The sequence below is a fragment of the Paraburkholderia phenazinium genome (genome assembly GCF_900141745.1).
GTDB classification, from domain to species: domain Bacteria; phylum Pseudomonadota; class Gammaproteobacteria; order Burkholderiales; family Burkholderiaceae; genus Paraburkholderia; species Paraburkholderia phenazinium_B.
Window position 1 is genome coordinate 2948847 of sequence record NZ_FSRM01000001.1, and the last position, 13760, is coordinate 2962606.

12 protein-coding genes are annotated in these 13760 nt (G+C 65.2%); 9 read left to right on the forward strand and 3 right to left on the reverse strand.

Annotated features, from left to right (window positions below; translation table 11 throughout):
* Positions 1–22: 22 nt before the first annotated feature.
* From BUS06_RS13345 to BUS06_RS13370, 6 genes are all read left to right on the forward strand, one after another.
* Positions 23–1285 carry an ATP-grasp domain-containing protein gene (locus tag BUS06_RS13345; RefSeq protein WP_074264685.1) on the forward strand — a complete coding sequence of 421 codons (1263 nt, stop codon included), beginning with the start codon at positions 23–25 and terminating at the stop codon, positions 1283–1285.
* Entirely contained in the window at positions 1260–2291 is a 1032-nt protein-coding gene (mch, locus tag BUS06_RS13350; RefSeq protein WP_074264686.1) for a methenyltetrahydromethanopterin cyclohydrolase, read from the forward strand. The genes BUS06_RS13345 and mch overlap by 26 nt, the downstream gene beginning before the upstream one ends.
* Positions 2288–3337, forward strand: coding sequence for an ATP-grasp domain-containing protein (locus BUS06_RS13355; protein ID WP_074264687.1), 1050 nt, complete (start codon positions 2288–2290; stop codon positions 3335–3337). The genes mch and BUS06_RS13355 overlap by 4 nt, the downstream gene beginning before the upstream one ends.
* Positions 3330–4268 (forward strand): triphosphoribosyl-dephospho-CoA synthase, encoded by a 939-nt coding sequence (locus tag BUS06_RS13360; protein ID WP_074264688.1) that lies wholly within the window; start codon positions 3330–3332, stop codon positions 4266–4268. Before BUS06_RS13355 ends, BUS06_RS13360 begins: the two co-directional genes overlap by 8 nt.
* 104 nt (positions 4269–4372) lie before the next feature.
* Positions 4373–4882 (forward strand): formaldehyde-activating enzyme, encoded by a 510-nt coding sequence (gene fae / locus BUS06_RS13365; protein ID WP_074264689.1) that lies wholly within the window; start codon positions 4373–4375, stop codon positions 4880–4882.
* An 85-nt stretch (positions 4883–4967) separates the two neighbouring features.
* On the forward strand, positions 4968–5372 hold the full coding sequence (locus tag BUS06_RS13370; protein WP_074264690.1) for a hypothetical protein: 405 nt from the start codon (positions 4968–4970) through the stop codon (positions 5370–5372).
* An 80-nt stretch (positions 5373–5452) separates the two neighbouring features.
* Here BUS06_RS13370 and BUS06_RS13375 read toward each other — a convergent pair whose 3' ends face one another.
* On the reverse strand, positions 5453–5977 hold the full coding sequence (locus tag BUS06_RS13375) for a dihydroneopterin aldolase (protein ID WP_074264691.1): 525 nt from the start codon (positions 5975–5977) through the stop codon (positions 5453–5455).
* A gap of 445 nt (positions 5978–6422) precedes the next feature.
* Here BUS06_RS13375 and BUS06_RS13380 point away from each other — a divergent pair, with 445 nt between their 5' ends.
* The 3 genes from BUS06_RS13380 to BUS06_RS13390 are packed head-to-tail and all read left to right on the forward strand — an operon-like array spanning position 6423 to position 10516.
* Positions 6423–8516: a sigma-54-dependent Fis family transcriptional regulator gene (locus BUS06_RS13380; RefSeq protein WP_074264692.1), complete on the forward strand. Its 2094-nt coding sequence runs from the start codon at positions 6423–6425 to the stop codon at positions 8514–8516.
* A complete protein-coding gene (locus BUS06_RS13385; protein WP_074264693.1) occupies positions 8513–9088 on the forward strand; it encodes a flavoprotein in 576 nt (191 codons plus the stop codon). The genes BUS06_RS13380 and BUS06_RS13385 overlap by 4 nt, the downstream gene beginning before the upstream one ends.
* A gap of 45 nt (positions 9089–9133) precedes the next feature.
* Positions 9134–10516 carry a DUF6513 domain-containing protein gene (locus BUS06_RS13390; protein ID WP_074264694.1) on the forward strand — a complete coding sequence of 461 codons (1383 nt, stop codon included), beginning with the start codon at positions 9134–9136 and terminating at the stop codon, positions 10514–10516.
* 30 nt (positions 10517–10546) lie between these two features.
* Here BUS06_RS13390 and fba read toward each other — a convergent pair whose 3' ends face one another.
* Together fba and tkt are read right to left on the reverse strand one after the other, a co-directional pair.
* Positions 10547–11617 (reverse strand): class II fructose-bisphosphate aldolase, encoded by a 1071-nt coding sequence (fba, locus tag BUS06_RS13395; protein ID WP_074266083.1) that lies wholly within the window; start codon positions 11615–11617, stop codon positions 10547–10549.
* 55 nt (positions 11618–11672) lie between these two features.
* Entirely contained in the window at positions 11673–13757 is a 2085-nt protein-coding gene (tkt, locus tag BUS06_RS13400) for a transketolase (RefSeq protein ID WP_074264695.1), read from the reverse strand.
* Positions 13758–13760: the final 3 nt, after the last annotated feature.

Below are 13760 nucleotides of genomic sequence, written 5' to 3' on the forward strand. Positions count from 1 at the left end.
TGCTATCGCGACCGGAGCCGCCATGAACTCGCGTCCATCGCTCTCGCATGCGCCATTCGTCGCGGTAGCGGGACTGTCGGCGCGGATGCTCGCGCAGTCGGCCGCGCGCGCGGGCTTGCGTGTTGCCGCGCTCGATGTATTTGGCGACCGCGATACCCGCGAGGCCGCCGAACTGTGGTTCGACATCGGCGCCGGCCAGCTGTCGATCGATTACGCGCGGCTGGTGGCGGCGCTCGAACGCACCGCGCGCTTGCCGGGGCTGATCGGCTGGATCAACGGCAGCGGGCTCGAGCCTTTTGTCGCGCAGTTGTGCCGCACGCGAGGCCTGCCCCGCTTCATCGGCAATCCTGCGGAGGCCAGCGCCGCCGTGCGCGAACCCCGGCGATTTTTTGCGCTGCTGGATGCCCTCGGTATTCCGCATCCGCCGGTAGCGTTCACGCGGCCCGCTGAAGGTGCCAATGAAGGGGCCAATGATGTGGCCAATGAAGCGCAAGGCTGGCTGATCAAACACGCGGACGGTTGCGGTGGCACGCATATCGAACCGGCCACGGCGGTCAGCGATTCGCACGTGCCTGCGCAAGGATATTTCCAGCGCCGAAGCAGCGGCCGCTCGCTCTCGGCGCTGTTTATCGCCGCTCGCGGCAGCGCGCGCGTGCTCGGCTTCGCTGAGCAACTCACCTGCAGGATGGGCAATCTGCCGTTCGTCCACGCCGGATCGATTGGGCCGCTCGGTCCGGCCGATCTGCCGCCCGCCGTCGAGGCGCGCGTGCGGGCAGCGATTGCCGCGTTGTGCGCGCAAACCGGCCTCGCCGGCATCAATAGCTGCGACTTTCTGCTCGACGGCGACACGTTCGAGCTGCTCGAAATCAACACCCGCCCCTCCTCGACGATGACGCTCTACGAGACCGCCTCGCCCGATGCCTGGCCGGACGGACTGCTCGCGTGTCATATCGAAGCATGCCGCCACGGCCGCCTGCCCGCGCCCGCATCGCCTGAAACGCCGGCGCCCGCAGCGTGGCGCGCAGGTCAACAGGTGCTGTTCGCGCCGCGTCCATTCGTCGTCTCCCAAAGCTTCAGCGACGCCTGTTTGCGTGATCCATGCTGCCGCGACGTGCCCATGCCCGGCACGTGGATCGAAGCCGGCCAGCCGGTCTGCACGCTGCTCGTGCGCGCGGCTTCGCTGGACGCGGTGCGGCACGCGCTCGAAAAACAACGCGCGCTCGTTCTGCAACGAATCGAAACCTGCCATGAGCCCGACTATGCCTTCATCCAATGCCACTCCTGAGGCGCCTCAGCTACCGCTCGCCGGCGCTGCCGCGCTGAGCGTCAATGCGCTTGGCGAGCGTCTCGTCAGCCGCCTGGTCGACGACGCCGCGCGCTTCGGCGCAATCGTCAGCCGCACGGAAAACGGCACTGTGCTGGTGGATGCGGGCGTCGTTGCGCCCGGCAGCGTCGCGGCGGGCGTGCTGATTGCGCGCATCTGCATGGGTGGCCTCGGCCACGTCACCGTGCGCGAGAACCTGGATGCGCAGCCGCTCTGGCCCAGCACGATCGAGGTGCGCACCTCGTGGCCCGTGCTCGCCTGCCTCGGCAGCCAGTACGCCGGATGGAGCCTGTCGGCCACCAGGGAACAGACCGGCGGCAAGAAGTTTTTCTCGCTTGGCTCGGGCCCGGCGCGCGCGCTGGCCGTGAAGGAGCCGCTATTCGCCGAACTCGGCTACCGCGACCGCCATGAGCGCGGTGTGCTGGTCCTCGAGGTGGATCGCCTGCCGCCACAGGTCGTGATCGACAAGGTGCTGCACGATTGCGGCCTCGCGCCCGAGCGGCTAACGCTTGTCACCACGCCGACACACTCTGTCGCGGGAACGGTACAGGTGGTGGCGCGCGTCGTTGAAGTTGCATTGCACAAAACCCATGTGCTTGGCGTACCGCTCGACGAAGTCGTGGAAGGCGGCGGCTCGGCGCCTTTGCCGCCGCCCGCGCCGGACGGCATCCAGGCGATGGGCCGCACCAACGACGCGATCCTGTATGGCGGACGCGTGCATCTCACCGTGAAGCACGACGCGGTGGCGAAGCAGCTCGCCGCCGAATTGCCCGCCGCCACCTCGCGCGATTATGGCCGCCCGTTCGCTGACATCTTCACTTCGTTCAACTACGACTTCTACCAGATCGATCCCGCGCTGTTCGCGCCGGCCGAGGTGTGGGTGAGCAGCCTCGAAAGCGGCGCGACCTGGCACGGCGGACGTGTCGACGCGGCGCTGCTGCACGAGCAATGGAACGGCAAGCCATGACCATTCCTGCACCGGGCTCTTTCGCTGGCGTAGACCCCGTCGATGCGCGGGCGGCGCTGCGCATTGCGATCATGACCGACGAAACCGGCTGGCACACCGGACGCCTGAAAAAGGCCTTCCGCGCACGCGGCGCGGAGGCGCGCTGCATCGATCTGGCGGACTGCCGCATCGACACGACATGGGAACCCCATGGGCTGATGCTGCCGGGCTTTGGCCACGGCCTGCCCGACGCCGTCTTCGTGCGCGGCATTGCCGGCGGCACCTTTGAGCAGGTCACGCTGCGGCTCGGTATCCTGCATGCGCTGCGCGAGTGCGGTGTCCCTGTCTACAACGACGCGCGCGCGATCGAGCGCAGCGTCGATAAATCGATGACCAGTTTTCTGCTGCACCGCAACGGAGTACCGACGCCCGCGACGTGGGCCGGCGAATCCGCAGCGTTTGCGCAACGCGTATTGATGCGCGAAGCAGCGGCTGGACGCCAGGTCGTGCTCAAGCCGCTGTTCGGCTCGCAAGGCCACGGACTCAAACGGCTCGGCGCGCGCGGCGGCGCTCAACCTGGCGCGCTGACGCCTCTGCCTTCGCTCAAGCCCTATCAGCAGGTTGCGTATCTGCAGCGCTATATCGATGGCGGCCGTTCGGGCTTCGACTGGCGCGTGCTGGTGGTTGGCGGCCGTGCCGTGGCGGCGATGCGGCGGGTCGGCGGCAAGGGCTGGATCCATAACTTCGCTCAGGGCGCCGCGTGTGAAGCGGCGCAACTCGATGCGCCGCTCGCGCAGACTGCCGTGCGCGCCACCGAGGCGCTCGGACTCGACTACGCAGGCGTCGACCTGATTCCCGATCCCCATGACCCCACCCGGCCGCTCGTGCTGGAAGTCAACGGCGTAGCCGCATGGCGCGGCCTGCAATCGGTCACATCGATCGATCTCGCGGCAGCGCTCGCCGACGACCTGCTCCAGCGCAAGCTGCCCGCGCAGCGCCACGGTGTTACCGGGGCCGCGCAGACCGATGAGGCGGCCGTTGTAACGCTTCATGGACACCATGGCTGAGTTGCCCTGTTCCGTCGCGTACGGACCCGTTCACGCCGCTTTCCTTGCGGCCTGCCGGCTCGATGTGGAAACCCCGAAGCCCGGCAACGTCAGCGTGCAAAGCGCCGGACACGGCATGCGCGCGGCCCAGTTCATCACCAGCGCGGAAGTGGCCGCCGCCGCGCTCCTCGCACGCGGCGCGCCGGTCGGCCTGCGCGTGCTCGATGCGGTCACCCGCACGCGCGAGGCGGTCGGCTGCAACACGAACCTCGGCATCCTGCTGCTAGTCGCGCCGCTCGCCGCGGCGCTGGAGGCGGCGCTGCGCCCACTGTCAGCCGACCGCTGGCGCGACGCGACCGAACGCGTGCTGGCGCGGCTCGATATCGACGACACGCGCCTCGCGTACCGCGCGATCGCGCTCGCCAATCCCGGCGGTCTCGGCGAGGCGCCCGAACAGTCGGTCTACACGCCGCCGACGGTCGGCCTGCGCGAAGCGATGACGCTCGCTGCCGGGCGCGACAGCATCGCGCGTCAATATGCCGAAGGATTTCGCGACATCTTCGACAGCGGCCTTGCCGCGTTCAGCGAAATGCCTGCCGATCAGCCGCGGAACGCCACGCTCAACGTCTTTCTCACGTTCCTCGGCGCCTGGCCCGACTCTCACATTGTGCGTAAGCAGGGTATTGCCGTGGCGCAGAGTGTCACGCTTGCGGCACGCGAACGGCACGCGACGTGGCGCCACTCGCTCGCGCAAAACCGTTCCGACGAAATGCATCAGCCGCTCGATGCATGGGACGCAGAACTGAAGGCTAGTGCCATCAACCCCGGCACCAGCGCGGACTTGACCGTGGTGACGCTGTTCGTCGCCGGCTGCCTTGCATCCGTCGACGGCGCCGGCCCCAGCTCATACCAGCCGGACAGCCAGCGCATTGGCACGGATCCTGTTAGTTAGTGCCACTGCGCATTCACCCGCCAGTTGGCGATCGGGCAACAGCATCGTCACTGGAGCATGTCAGTCAGTCGTCAAGTCACTATTCCACTCATTGGAGGAACAGAATGGCCAAGATTAATCGCGTCCTGATAGGAGAGTCGCTCGTCGGCGACGGTAACGAGGTCGCACATATCGACTTGCTGATGGGACCGCGAGGTTCAGCGGCGGAAACTGCATTCTGCAATGCACTCACCAATAATAAGGATGGCTTCACATCGCTGCTTGCCGTCGTCGCGCCGAACCTGCTCACCAAGCCGAATACGATTCTGTTCAACAAGGTGACGATCAAGGGCGCCAAGCAGGCCGTGCAGATGTTCGGTCCTGCGCAGCATGCCGTTGCACTCGCCGTGGCGGACAGCGTCGAGGATGGCACGATCCCGCAGGACGAAGCGGACGATCTGTTCCTGTGCGTTGGCGTCTTTATTCACTGGCAGGCCGACGACGACAAGAAGATTCAGGAATTCAACTACCAGGCGACGCGCGAGGCAATCAAGCGCGCTGTCGCCGGTGAACCGAGCGCGGCGGAAGTCGTGGCGAAGAAGGGCAGCGTCGCGCATCCGTTTGCACCGAACTGACGGTGCGCCGGATTGCGTGGGGGCAGCAAGGGTTCGCGCTCGAGCGGACCTTTGCTGTGAAGCGACCCTCTCATAGAGGCAAGAGATGAGCATACGATGTCGTGCGCTGGCAGCCTGTGCCTGCCTCACGCTCGCGGTACCGCTCGCGTGGGCGGATGGCGACGCGCCCACGGCGGCTGCCCCGGCGGGAGGTTACAACTATCCGACGCAGGGCCGGGTCGAATATGTGCTGGGATGCATGGACGACAACGGACACGATTTCGCCAACGTCTATAAATGTTCGTGCGTGATCGACAAGATGGCTACCGCGCTGCCCTACGAGGAGTTCGTCGATCAGTCGACGTTCTCCAAGTACGCAACGTTGGGCGGCGAAGGCGGCTCGGAGTTTCGGGTCGATCAGGCGAAAGCGCAGACGAAGAAATTCCGCGCATTGCAGACCGATGCCTACCGCAGTTGTGGGCTAGGGCACGAAAAGACGGCGGCGAAGTAGTCGAGCCAATGTGCGGGGCCGCCTCAAATAGCGAATCACGCGCACGGTGCTGGCAACAGCACCGTGCCGCGTTTTTGCGCTCAGTCCGGAATCAGCCCTGTCCCGAGCAACGCATAACCTGTGACCCCTGCGGCCGTTTGCGGCATATCGCTACGTTGCCGCTCGATCTGCACGCCGACCGCCGACACATCATCGAACTTGGCGGGTTTGGCTAGCGCGACGCGCACCCAGTGAGCGCCGAACTCGGTGATCAGGAGGCGCGCCACCGCTTCGGCAAGCGCTTCGAGCAAACGCACGCCATGCGACGCAAGGAGCCCATGTAGCGCGCTACGTACCGCCGCATAATTGATCGTGTCCTCGATGCGGTCGGTTGTGCAGGCACGAATGGCGGGAACACCGATTGCAAGATTCATCCGTACCGGCTGCGGGACATGTTGCTCGCTGCTGTCGATACCGATGATCGTCTGACCAACAAAGTTTTCGATGAAGACGATGTCCATCCGCCCGGACGGCATGGCGGTAGAGGGCGCGTCGAACGGCGCAGTGGCGCCCGGCACCCCGGCAGCGGAGAAACTGGCAAGACGAACGGCATCGAGACGATCCATGGTGTACTCCGCCGCGGCGCGGCAAATAATCTGCAAACGAGTTGGCAAAAGGCCCGAAACCGCGCTGCAAGACGCGCCTCGGGTAAACGCATAGCCGCACAGGTGTGACAGCACGCGAAGCACTCTGCGCCGAAGTTGCAACACTCTCCTCGCCTTCGGCCAGCAGAGGAAGTCATTCGGGCACGATGATGAGAAAAGCAAAAATCGCGCACGCTATCCAGGGCTATTGCGACTTTTTTATTGAACGGGAGCGACATCCGGCGTAGAGTTTTAAGCCGATGCTTGGTATAAGGACTAATCACTCGGTGCGCATATGGACCCAGAACCGTAGCGCGAGGGGAAGACGGTATCGATAAAGCGGCACTCGTACGCGCATGGCGAAGCAAGGCAGCAGCAACGCAGTGTGAGCCGGCACGGACGAATTGACGCAACGGAGACAAACCCCATGTCGTTGCTCACTGACAGCACCATGCACGTCCGTGAAGTTTTGAACGTCGTCAATCATCAATTGGCGACCCGCCCGACGAGCGACCCCGTCGCTCAATCATGGGCGCGCTGCATGAACGAATTCCAGCTCGACCCTTCCCGTTTTGTCGTGCCCCCTGTCCTGACCGACTACGAACTCAGTTCGCGCCGCGAGGCAATGGGCGATCTGATCGCCTGCTCGAAGCTCGAAATGACCACGCTTTACCAGCAACTGGCCGATCCCGAACTTGCGGTGGTGCTGGTCGATGCCGGCGGCATGATCGTCCATCAGGTTTCGTCGGTGCCTTTCGCCGAAGCGGTCGCCGCAGACGGCTTTCGCGTCGGCGCTCTATGGAGCGAACGCGAGGCCGGCACGAACGGCATGGGCACGTGCCTCGCCGAACGCGACTGCATCGCCGTCTGCCAGCACGAGCATTTCTATCCGCGCTATACGTCGCTCACCTGCTCCGCCGCGCCGATTTTCGACGACAGCGGCGAAATTGCCGGTGTGCTGGATGTGACGAGCCGCTCGAAGCTGCTGCAGCAGCATTCTCTGGTGCTGGTCGGCATGTCGCGGCAGATGATCGAAAACCGTCTGCTGGATGCGCGTTACCGGCACGCGAACATGATCCATTTTCACAGCCGCCCGGAATTCGTCGGTACGCTGCACGGCGGCAAACTGGCGGTGGCGGACGACAGCACGGTGCTCGCCGCAAACCGCAGCGCGCTGTTCCAGCTCGGCTTCCGCTCGCTGCGCGAACTGCGCGGCCGGCGCATCGAGGAAGCGTTCAATGCTTCGCTCGAGGACATGATCGCGCGCAGCATCCGCGGGTCGTTCCATCCGGTCACCGTGTACAGCGCTAACGCGACCAACCGCTTCTTTCTCGTCGCGCAGACGCCGCAAAGCAGCGCCGAACGTGGCGTGCGAGTGGCGGGGACAGCGCCCGTGACGCGTGCCAACGCGCCCGAGAAGCGGCCGGCGCCGGCCCGGCTCGACCAGATCGCGCACCTGGAATTCGGCGATCCGCGCATGGCCTCGCAAATCCAGCTCGCGGCGCGAGTGGTCCAGCGCAAGATTCCGATCATCCTCAGAGGGCAGACGGGTACCGGCAAGGAAGTCTTCGCGCAAGCGCTGCATAGCATCAGCCCGCACGCATCCGGTCCGTTCGTGCCGGTGAATTGCGCGTCGCTGCCCGAAAATCTGATCGAAAGCGAACTGTTCGGCTATCGGGCGGGCGCGTTTACCGGTGCGCAGCGCGAAGGACGGCGTGGCAAAATCGTGCAGGCCAATAGCGGCACGCTCTTCCTCGATGAAATCGGCGACATGCCGCTCGCGTTGCAGGCGCGCCTGCTGCGCGTGATCGAGGAACACGAGGTCACGCCGCTCGGCGCCGAAACGACCATCAAGGTCGATTTCCAGCTCATCAGCGCCAGTCACCGCAATCTGCTCGAACTCGTGCACGGCGGACAGTTTCGCGAGGATCTGTATTACCGGCTCAAGGGTGTTGAACTGAATCTGCCGCCACTCAGCGAACGGGTCGACAAGCTCGCGCTGATCCATCATCTGCTCGAAAAAGAAACGAACAACGATCCGCCCGAGCTGACCCCGGAAGCCGAGCAGGCGTTGCTGACGTATGCATGGCCCGGCAATATCCGCCAGTTGCGTCACGTATTGCAGATGGCCATCGCGCTTTGCGACGGACAACCCATCCGCTGCCAGGACCTGCCTGGCGAAATCACCCAACGTATGCCGGAAAACGGGCCGGTGGCAGCTTTGCGTGCGGCGGTGCCGGACGTCGACCCGCATCCGGACGACGAAGTGGATCTTTCCGCGCTCAACGCCATCCAGTTGAACGAACGCGGGACCGTTCTGACGCTGCTCGACGAGCACCGCTGGAACGTCAGCAACGTCGCCAAGGCGCTTGGCATCAGCCGCAACACGTTGTACCGGAAGATGCGCCGGCTGCATATCCGTCTGTCGCACGACGGCTCGGCAATCGCCGGCGAGCCGGCCGACGAGATGCCGTCCGACGATTCGTTCTCCAAAGAGTCGCCGCCCATCGACGACGCATGACCCAGACGCCCGCTCGTCGTCTCGCCGAGTTCAAGCCCGATGCGCGCTTCGCCTGGTGCGTAACAGGCTCAGGCCATCTGCTCGACGAGTCGATCGCGCTCGCGCTCGAACTGCCGCGCGTCGATCTCTTCCTCTCCGCAGCCGCGGAGGAAGTCTTGCCGCTCTATGGCTGGCCCCTGCCGAAGCTGCGCAAGCACTTCCGCGTGTTTCGCGACAATAGTGCGAGCGGCGTGCCGGTCGGTATGCTCTACCACGGCATGTACCACACGGTGGTGATCGCGCCGGCCACCAGCAACACCGTGGCCAAATGCGCATTCGGCATCTCCGACACGCTACCGACCAACATGTACGCGCAGGCGGGCAAGCAGTGCATTCCGGGCATTGTCTTTGCATGCGACACGGAGCCGACCGTAGTGACGCAAAGCCCGAACGAATGGGTCGAACTGCGTCCGCGGGCGATCGAACTCGACAACGTTGAGCGCCTGTCGCGCTTCGAATACACGACACTCGTGCGCTCGCTGGATGAACTGAAAGCGGCGCTCGGTGAGCGCCTGTCGCGCGTGACTATATGAACAGCCCCCACGCTCCCTGCGATCGCTGCCCGGCCGTGCATTGACATGGACCATATCGTCTTCCTGACTGGCCGGCTCGCCGAAAAGAGCCTGATTCACACGCTCGAAAGCATGGCGCCGACTCCGTTCAGTTGGGAAATCCGCGAAATCGGCCTGCAGGTCGCAGCGCTCATGACGGCCGACCTGATTCGCCGCCGCATTCCCGTCCCGCTCGTGGCGCAACGGGTCATCGTGCCCGGGCGTTGCCGTGGCGACCTCGCTGCGCTGAGCGGGCACTACGGCGTGCGGTTCGAGCGAGGTCCGGAAGAGGTCAAGGATTTACCGCAATTCTTCGGCCGCGAGGCGCAACCGTTCGATCTGACGCGTTACGAGACCAGTATCTTCGCCGAGATCGTCGATGCGCCGCGGCTCGATCTGGATGGCATCGCCGTACGTGCGCGCGAGTACGTCGCGCAAGGTGCCGATGTGATCGACATCGGTTGCCTGCCCGAAACGCCGTTTCCGCATCTCGAAGACGCGGTGCGCCTGCTTAAAGCTCAGGGGTATCGCGTGAGCGTCGATTCGATGCGCAGCGACGAACTGCTGCGTGGCGGCCGCGCGGGCGCGGATTATCTGATGAGCCTGAACCTCGACACGCTCTGGATTGCTGACGAGGTGCCGTCCACGCCGATCCTCGTCGCCCGCGAGCCGGCAGATCCGGCCTCGCTCGATGCCGCGATCGAGCGACTCGCCGCACGCGGCCGCGCGTTTCTCGCCGACCCCATTCTCGATCCGATTCCGTTCGGTCTCGCCGCATCGATTGCGCGTTATGTCCGGTTGCGCGAACGCTACCCGGATATCGGCATCATGATGGGCATCGGCAACGTGACTGAACTGACCGAGGCCGATACGAGCGGCATCAACGCGGTGCTGCTTGGCATGGCAGCGGAGCTACGTGTGAGCGCAGTGCTCACCACGTCTGTCAGCCTGCACGCACGGCGCGCGGTCCGCGAAGCCGATGTCGCGCGCAGGGTGATGTACGCCGCCCGCGAAGCACAGGTGCTGCCTAAGGGCATCAACAGCGATCTCGCGACGGTTCACGCCAAACGCCCTTTTCCGTATAGCACCGCCGAAATCGCCGAGGTTGCGCGCGAGGTGCGGGACCCCAACTTTCGCGTCCAGGTCAGCGCGGACGGCATTCACGTTTACAACCGCGACGGACATCGCCAGGCGGGCGACCCGTTCGCGCTCTACCCCGACCTGAATCTCGAAACCGACGGCGGCCACGCCTTCTATATGGGCGTCCAGCTCGCCCGCGCCGAGATCGCCTGGCGGCTCGGCAAGCGCTTCGATCAGGATCAGCCGCTCGACTGGGGCTGCGCGGTCGACCGGCCTGAACAGGATCTCATGGCGTGGCAAGCGCCAGGCGAGACGATGAAAAAGCGCTGAGGGCTAACCCAGCCGCGCCGATTCATCGCTTCACTGCCCATGCGCCGGTGGCCTGCTGCACACCTGGTGGTAGCGGCGCGCCATCGCATCGAGCGGCAGCGGCTTGATGCGCGAGGCCTGGCCCGCACATCCGAACGCCTCGAAACGTTCGATGCAAAGCGCGCTCGCGGCCGCCGTCGCCGCCTTCAACGCGGCGCGCGGATCGAACTCCGAGCGGGCATTGGCCAGCGACTTGCGCATTGCGCCGCTCATCGCGAGCCGGATGTCGGTATCGATATTGACCTTGCGCACACCATGCGCAATGCCGCGCTGAATTTCTTCGACGGGCACCCCGTACGTCGTGGGAATCTCGCCGCCGTATTCGCGGATCACCGCGAGCCACTCCTGCGGCACCGACGACGAGCCGTGCATCACGAGGTGAGTGTTCGGAATCCGCTCGTGAATCTCGACGATCCGGTCGATGGCAAGAATGTCGCCTGTTGGTTCACGGCTGAATTTATAGGCGCCATGCGAGGTGCCGATCGCAATCGCCAACGCGTCGACGCTGGTCGCCTCCACGAAAAACTGTGCCTCGCGCGGATCGGTGAGCAGCTCGTCGCGCGAGAGTTGCCCCTCGGCGCCGACGCCGTCCTCTTCGCCCGCCGCGCCGGTTTCGAGCGAACCGAGACAACCCAGCTCACCTTCGACAGATACACCCACCGCATGCGCCGCCTCGACAACCCGGCGGCTCACGTCGACGTTGTACTCGTAGGCAGCGGGCGTCTTCTGGTCCGGCAACAGGGAGCCGTCCATCATCACCGACGTAAAGCCCGAGCGGATCGCCTGCTGACACACCGCCGGGCTCGCACCATGATCCTGGTGCAGCACGAGCGGGATATCCGGATGCGCCTCGAGCGCGGCGAGCACCAGATGACGCAGGTACGGTTCACCCGCATACTTGCGGGCGCCCGCCGACGCCTGCAGGATCACCGGGCTCGCGGTCGCCTCGGCGGCCCGCATGATCGCCTGGATCTGCTCCATATTGTTGACGTTGAACGCGGGCACGCCGTAGCCGTGCTCGGCCGCGTGGTCCAATAGTTGCCGCAGTGCGATGAAGGCCATTGCAAACTCCTCGAAGTCGAATCGAATCGGATCAGCTCGCCGCGTGGGCGCCTGTTCATGTCGATGGCGCCAGTTGCGCGCATTGCACGACGCGGATGGCTTCATCCACCACCGCCTGCACGGTCAGATTGAAATGCTTGAACAGCGCGGCAGCGGGTGCGGACTCGCCGAACGTATCGATGCCCACAACTCCGCCTTCGAGGCCCACGTATTGCCGCCAGAACGCGCGAACCCCCGCCTCGACCGCAATGCGCGGCACGCCTGGCGGCAGGACCGCGTCGCGCCAAGCGCCGGACTGGCGGTCGAACACGCTGGTGGACGGCATCGACACGACGCGCGCGGCGATACCGGCTTCGGCCAGCGGTGCGATGGCGTCGAGCGCAAGGGACACTTCCGAGCCGGTGGCGAGCAGGACAACGCGACTTTGCGCCGACGCATCCGCCCAGTCGCGCAAGACATACCCACCCCGCGCGACCGCCTCGATCTGCTCGCCGCTGCGCGCGGCGAACGGCAGATTCTGGCGGCTCAGCAGCAGGCATGACGGTCCGCCGCGCTCCGCTGCACAGGCCCACGCCTGCGCAGTTTCGACGGTGTCGCACGGGCGCCAGACGTCGAGCCCCGGAATCAGCCTCAGACTCGCCGCATGTTCCACCGACTGATGCGTCGGCCCATCTTCGCCGAGGCCGATCGAGTCGTGCGTGAACACAAAGATCGAACGGAGCTTCATCAACGCAGCCATACGCAACGCGTTGCGCGAATAATCGGAAAACGTGAGGAAGGTGCCGCCGAACGGGATATAGCCACGATGCAGCGCGATGCCGTTCATGACCGCGCTCATGCCGAACTCGCGCACGCCGTAGTGCAGATAGTTGCCCCCTTGCAGGCCGCTATCGTCCGCGTGGACGTCGACCGCTCCTTTCCAGTTGGTCAGATTCGAGCCGGTCAGGTCCGCCGAGCCGCCCAGCAATTCCGGCAACGTCCGGGCGAGCGCGGTGATCGCCTGCTGCGAGGCCTTGCGTGTCGCAATCGACTCCGCGGCGCCGTCTGCGTCGCGCAACATCGCGCGGACCGCATCGTGCCACTGCGCGGGCAGCGTGCCTTGCGCCCTGCGCTCGAACTCAGCGGCTTCATGCGGATAGTGCTTACGATAGGCTTCGAATCGCTTCGTCCAGTCGCTTTCAGCAGTGGCGCCCCGCTCGCCGGCGTTCCAGAGCGCATGGACCTCGGCCGGCATCGCAAACGGCGGATGCTCCCAGCCGAGCGCGCGTCGCGTGTTCGCGGCTTCATTGGCACCGAGCGGCGCGCCGTGCACATCGTGCGTCCCTGCTTTCGATGGCGACCCTTTGCCGATCACCGTCTTGCAGCAGATCAGCGTCGGCCGGCCCGCCGTGCGCGCAGCACACAATGCCCGATCGACCGCCTCGACGTCGTGTCCATCCACGTCACGCTCGACGTGCCAGCCGTAGGCCGCAAAACGCGCCGGCGTGTCGTCGCTGAACCACTGCGCGACGTGGCCGTCGATCGAGATGCCGTTGTCGTCGTACAGCACCGTGAGCTTGTCGAGCTTCAACGTACCGGCGAGCGAGGCCGCCTCGTGCGAGATGCCTTCCATCAGGCAGCCGTCTCCGGCAAAAACGTAGGTGCGGTGATCCACGACCGCATGGCCGGCCCGGTTGAATTCACGCGCGAGCAGCGCCTCGGCGAGCGCCATGCCAACCGCATTGGCCAGTCCCTGCCCGAGCGGCCCCGTGGTCGTTTCCACGCCGGGGGTGACGCCCACTTCAGGATGCCCCGGCGTTTTGCTGTGCAATTGCCTGAAGCGCCTGAGTTCGTCGATCGGCAGGTCGTAGCCGGTGAGATGCAGCAGTCCGTACAACAGCATCGAGCCATGCCCGTTCGACAGCACAAAGCGGTCGCGATCGGGCCACGCAGGATTGCGCGGACTGTGTTTCAGATGGCGATCCCACAGCGCGACGGCGATCTCGGCCATGCCGAGCGGCATGCCCGGATGACCCGATCTAGCCGCTTCGACCGCATCGATCGCGAGCATGCGCAGCGCGTCGGCCATCAGGCGGGTCGCCGCGGCTGCAGGTGTTACGGGTGCTGCCGATGTTGCGATGGATTTTGCGACGGTACTCATCGA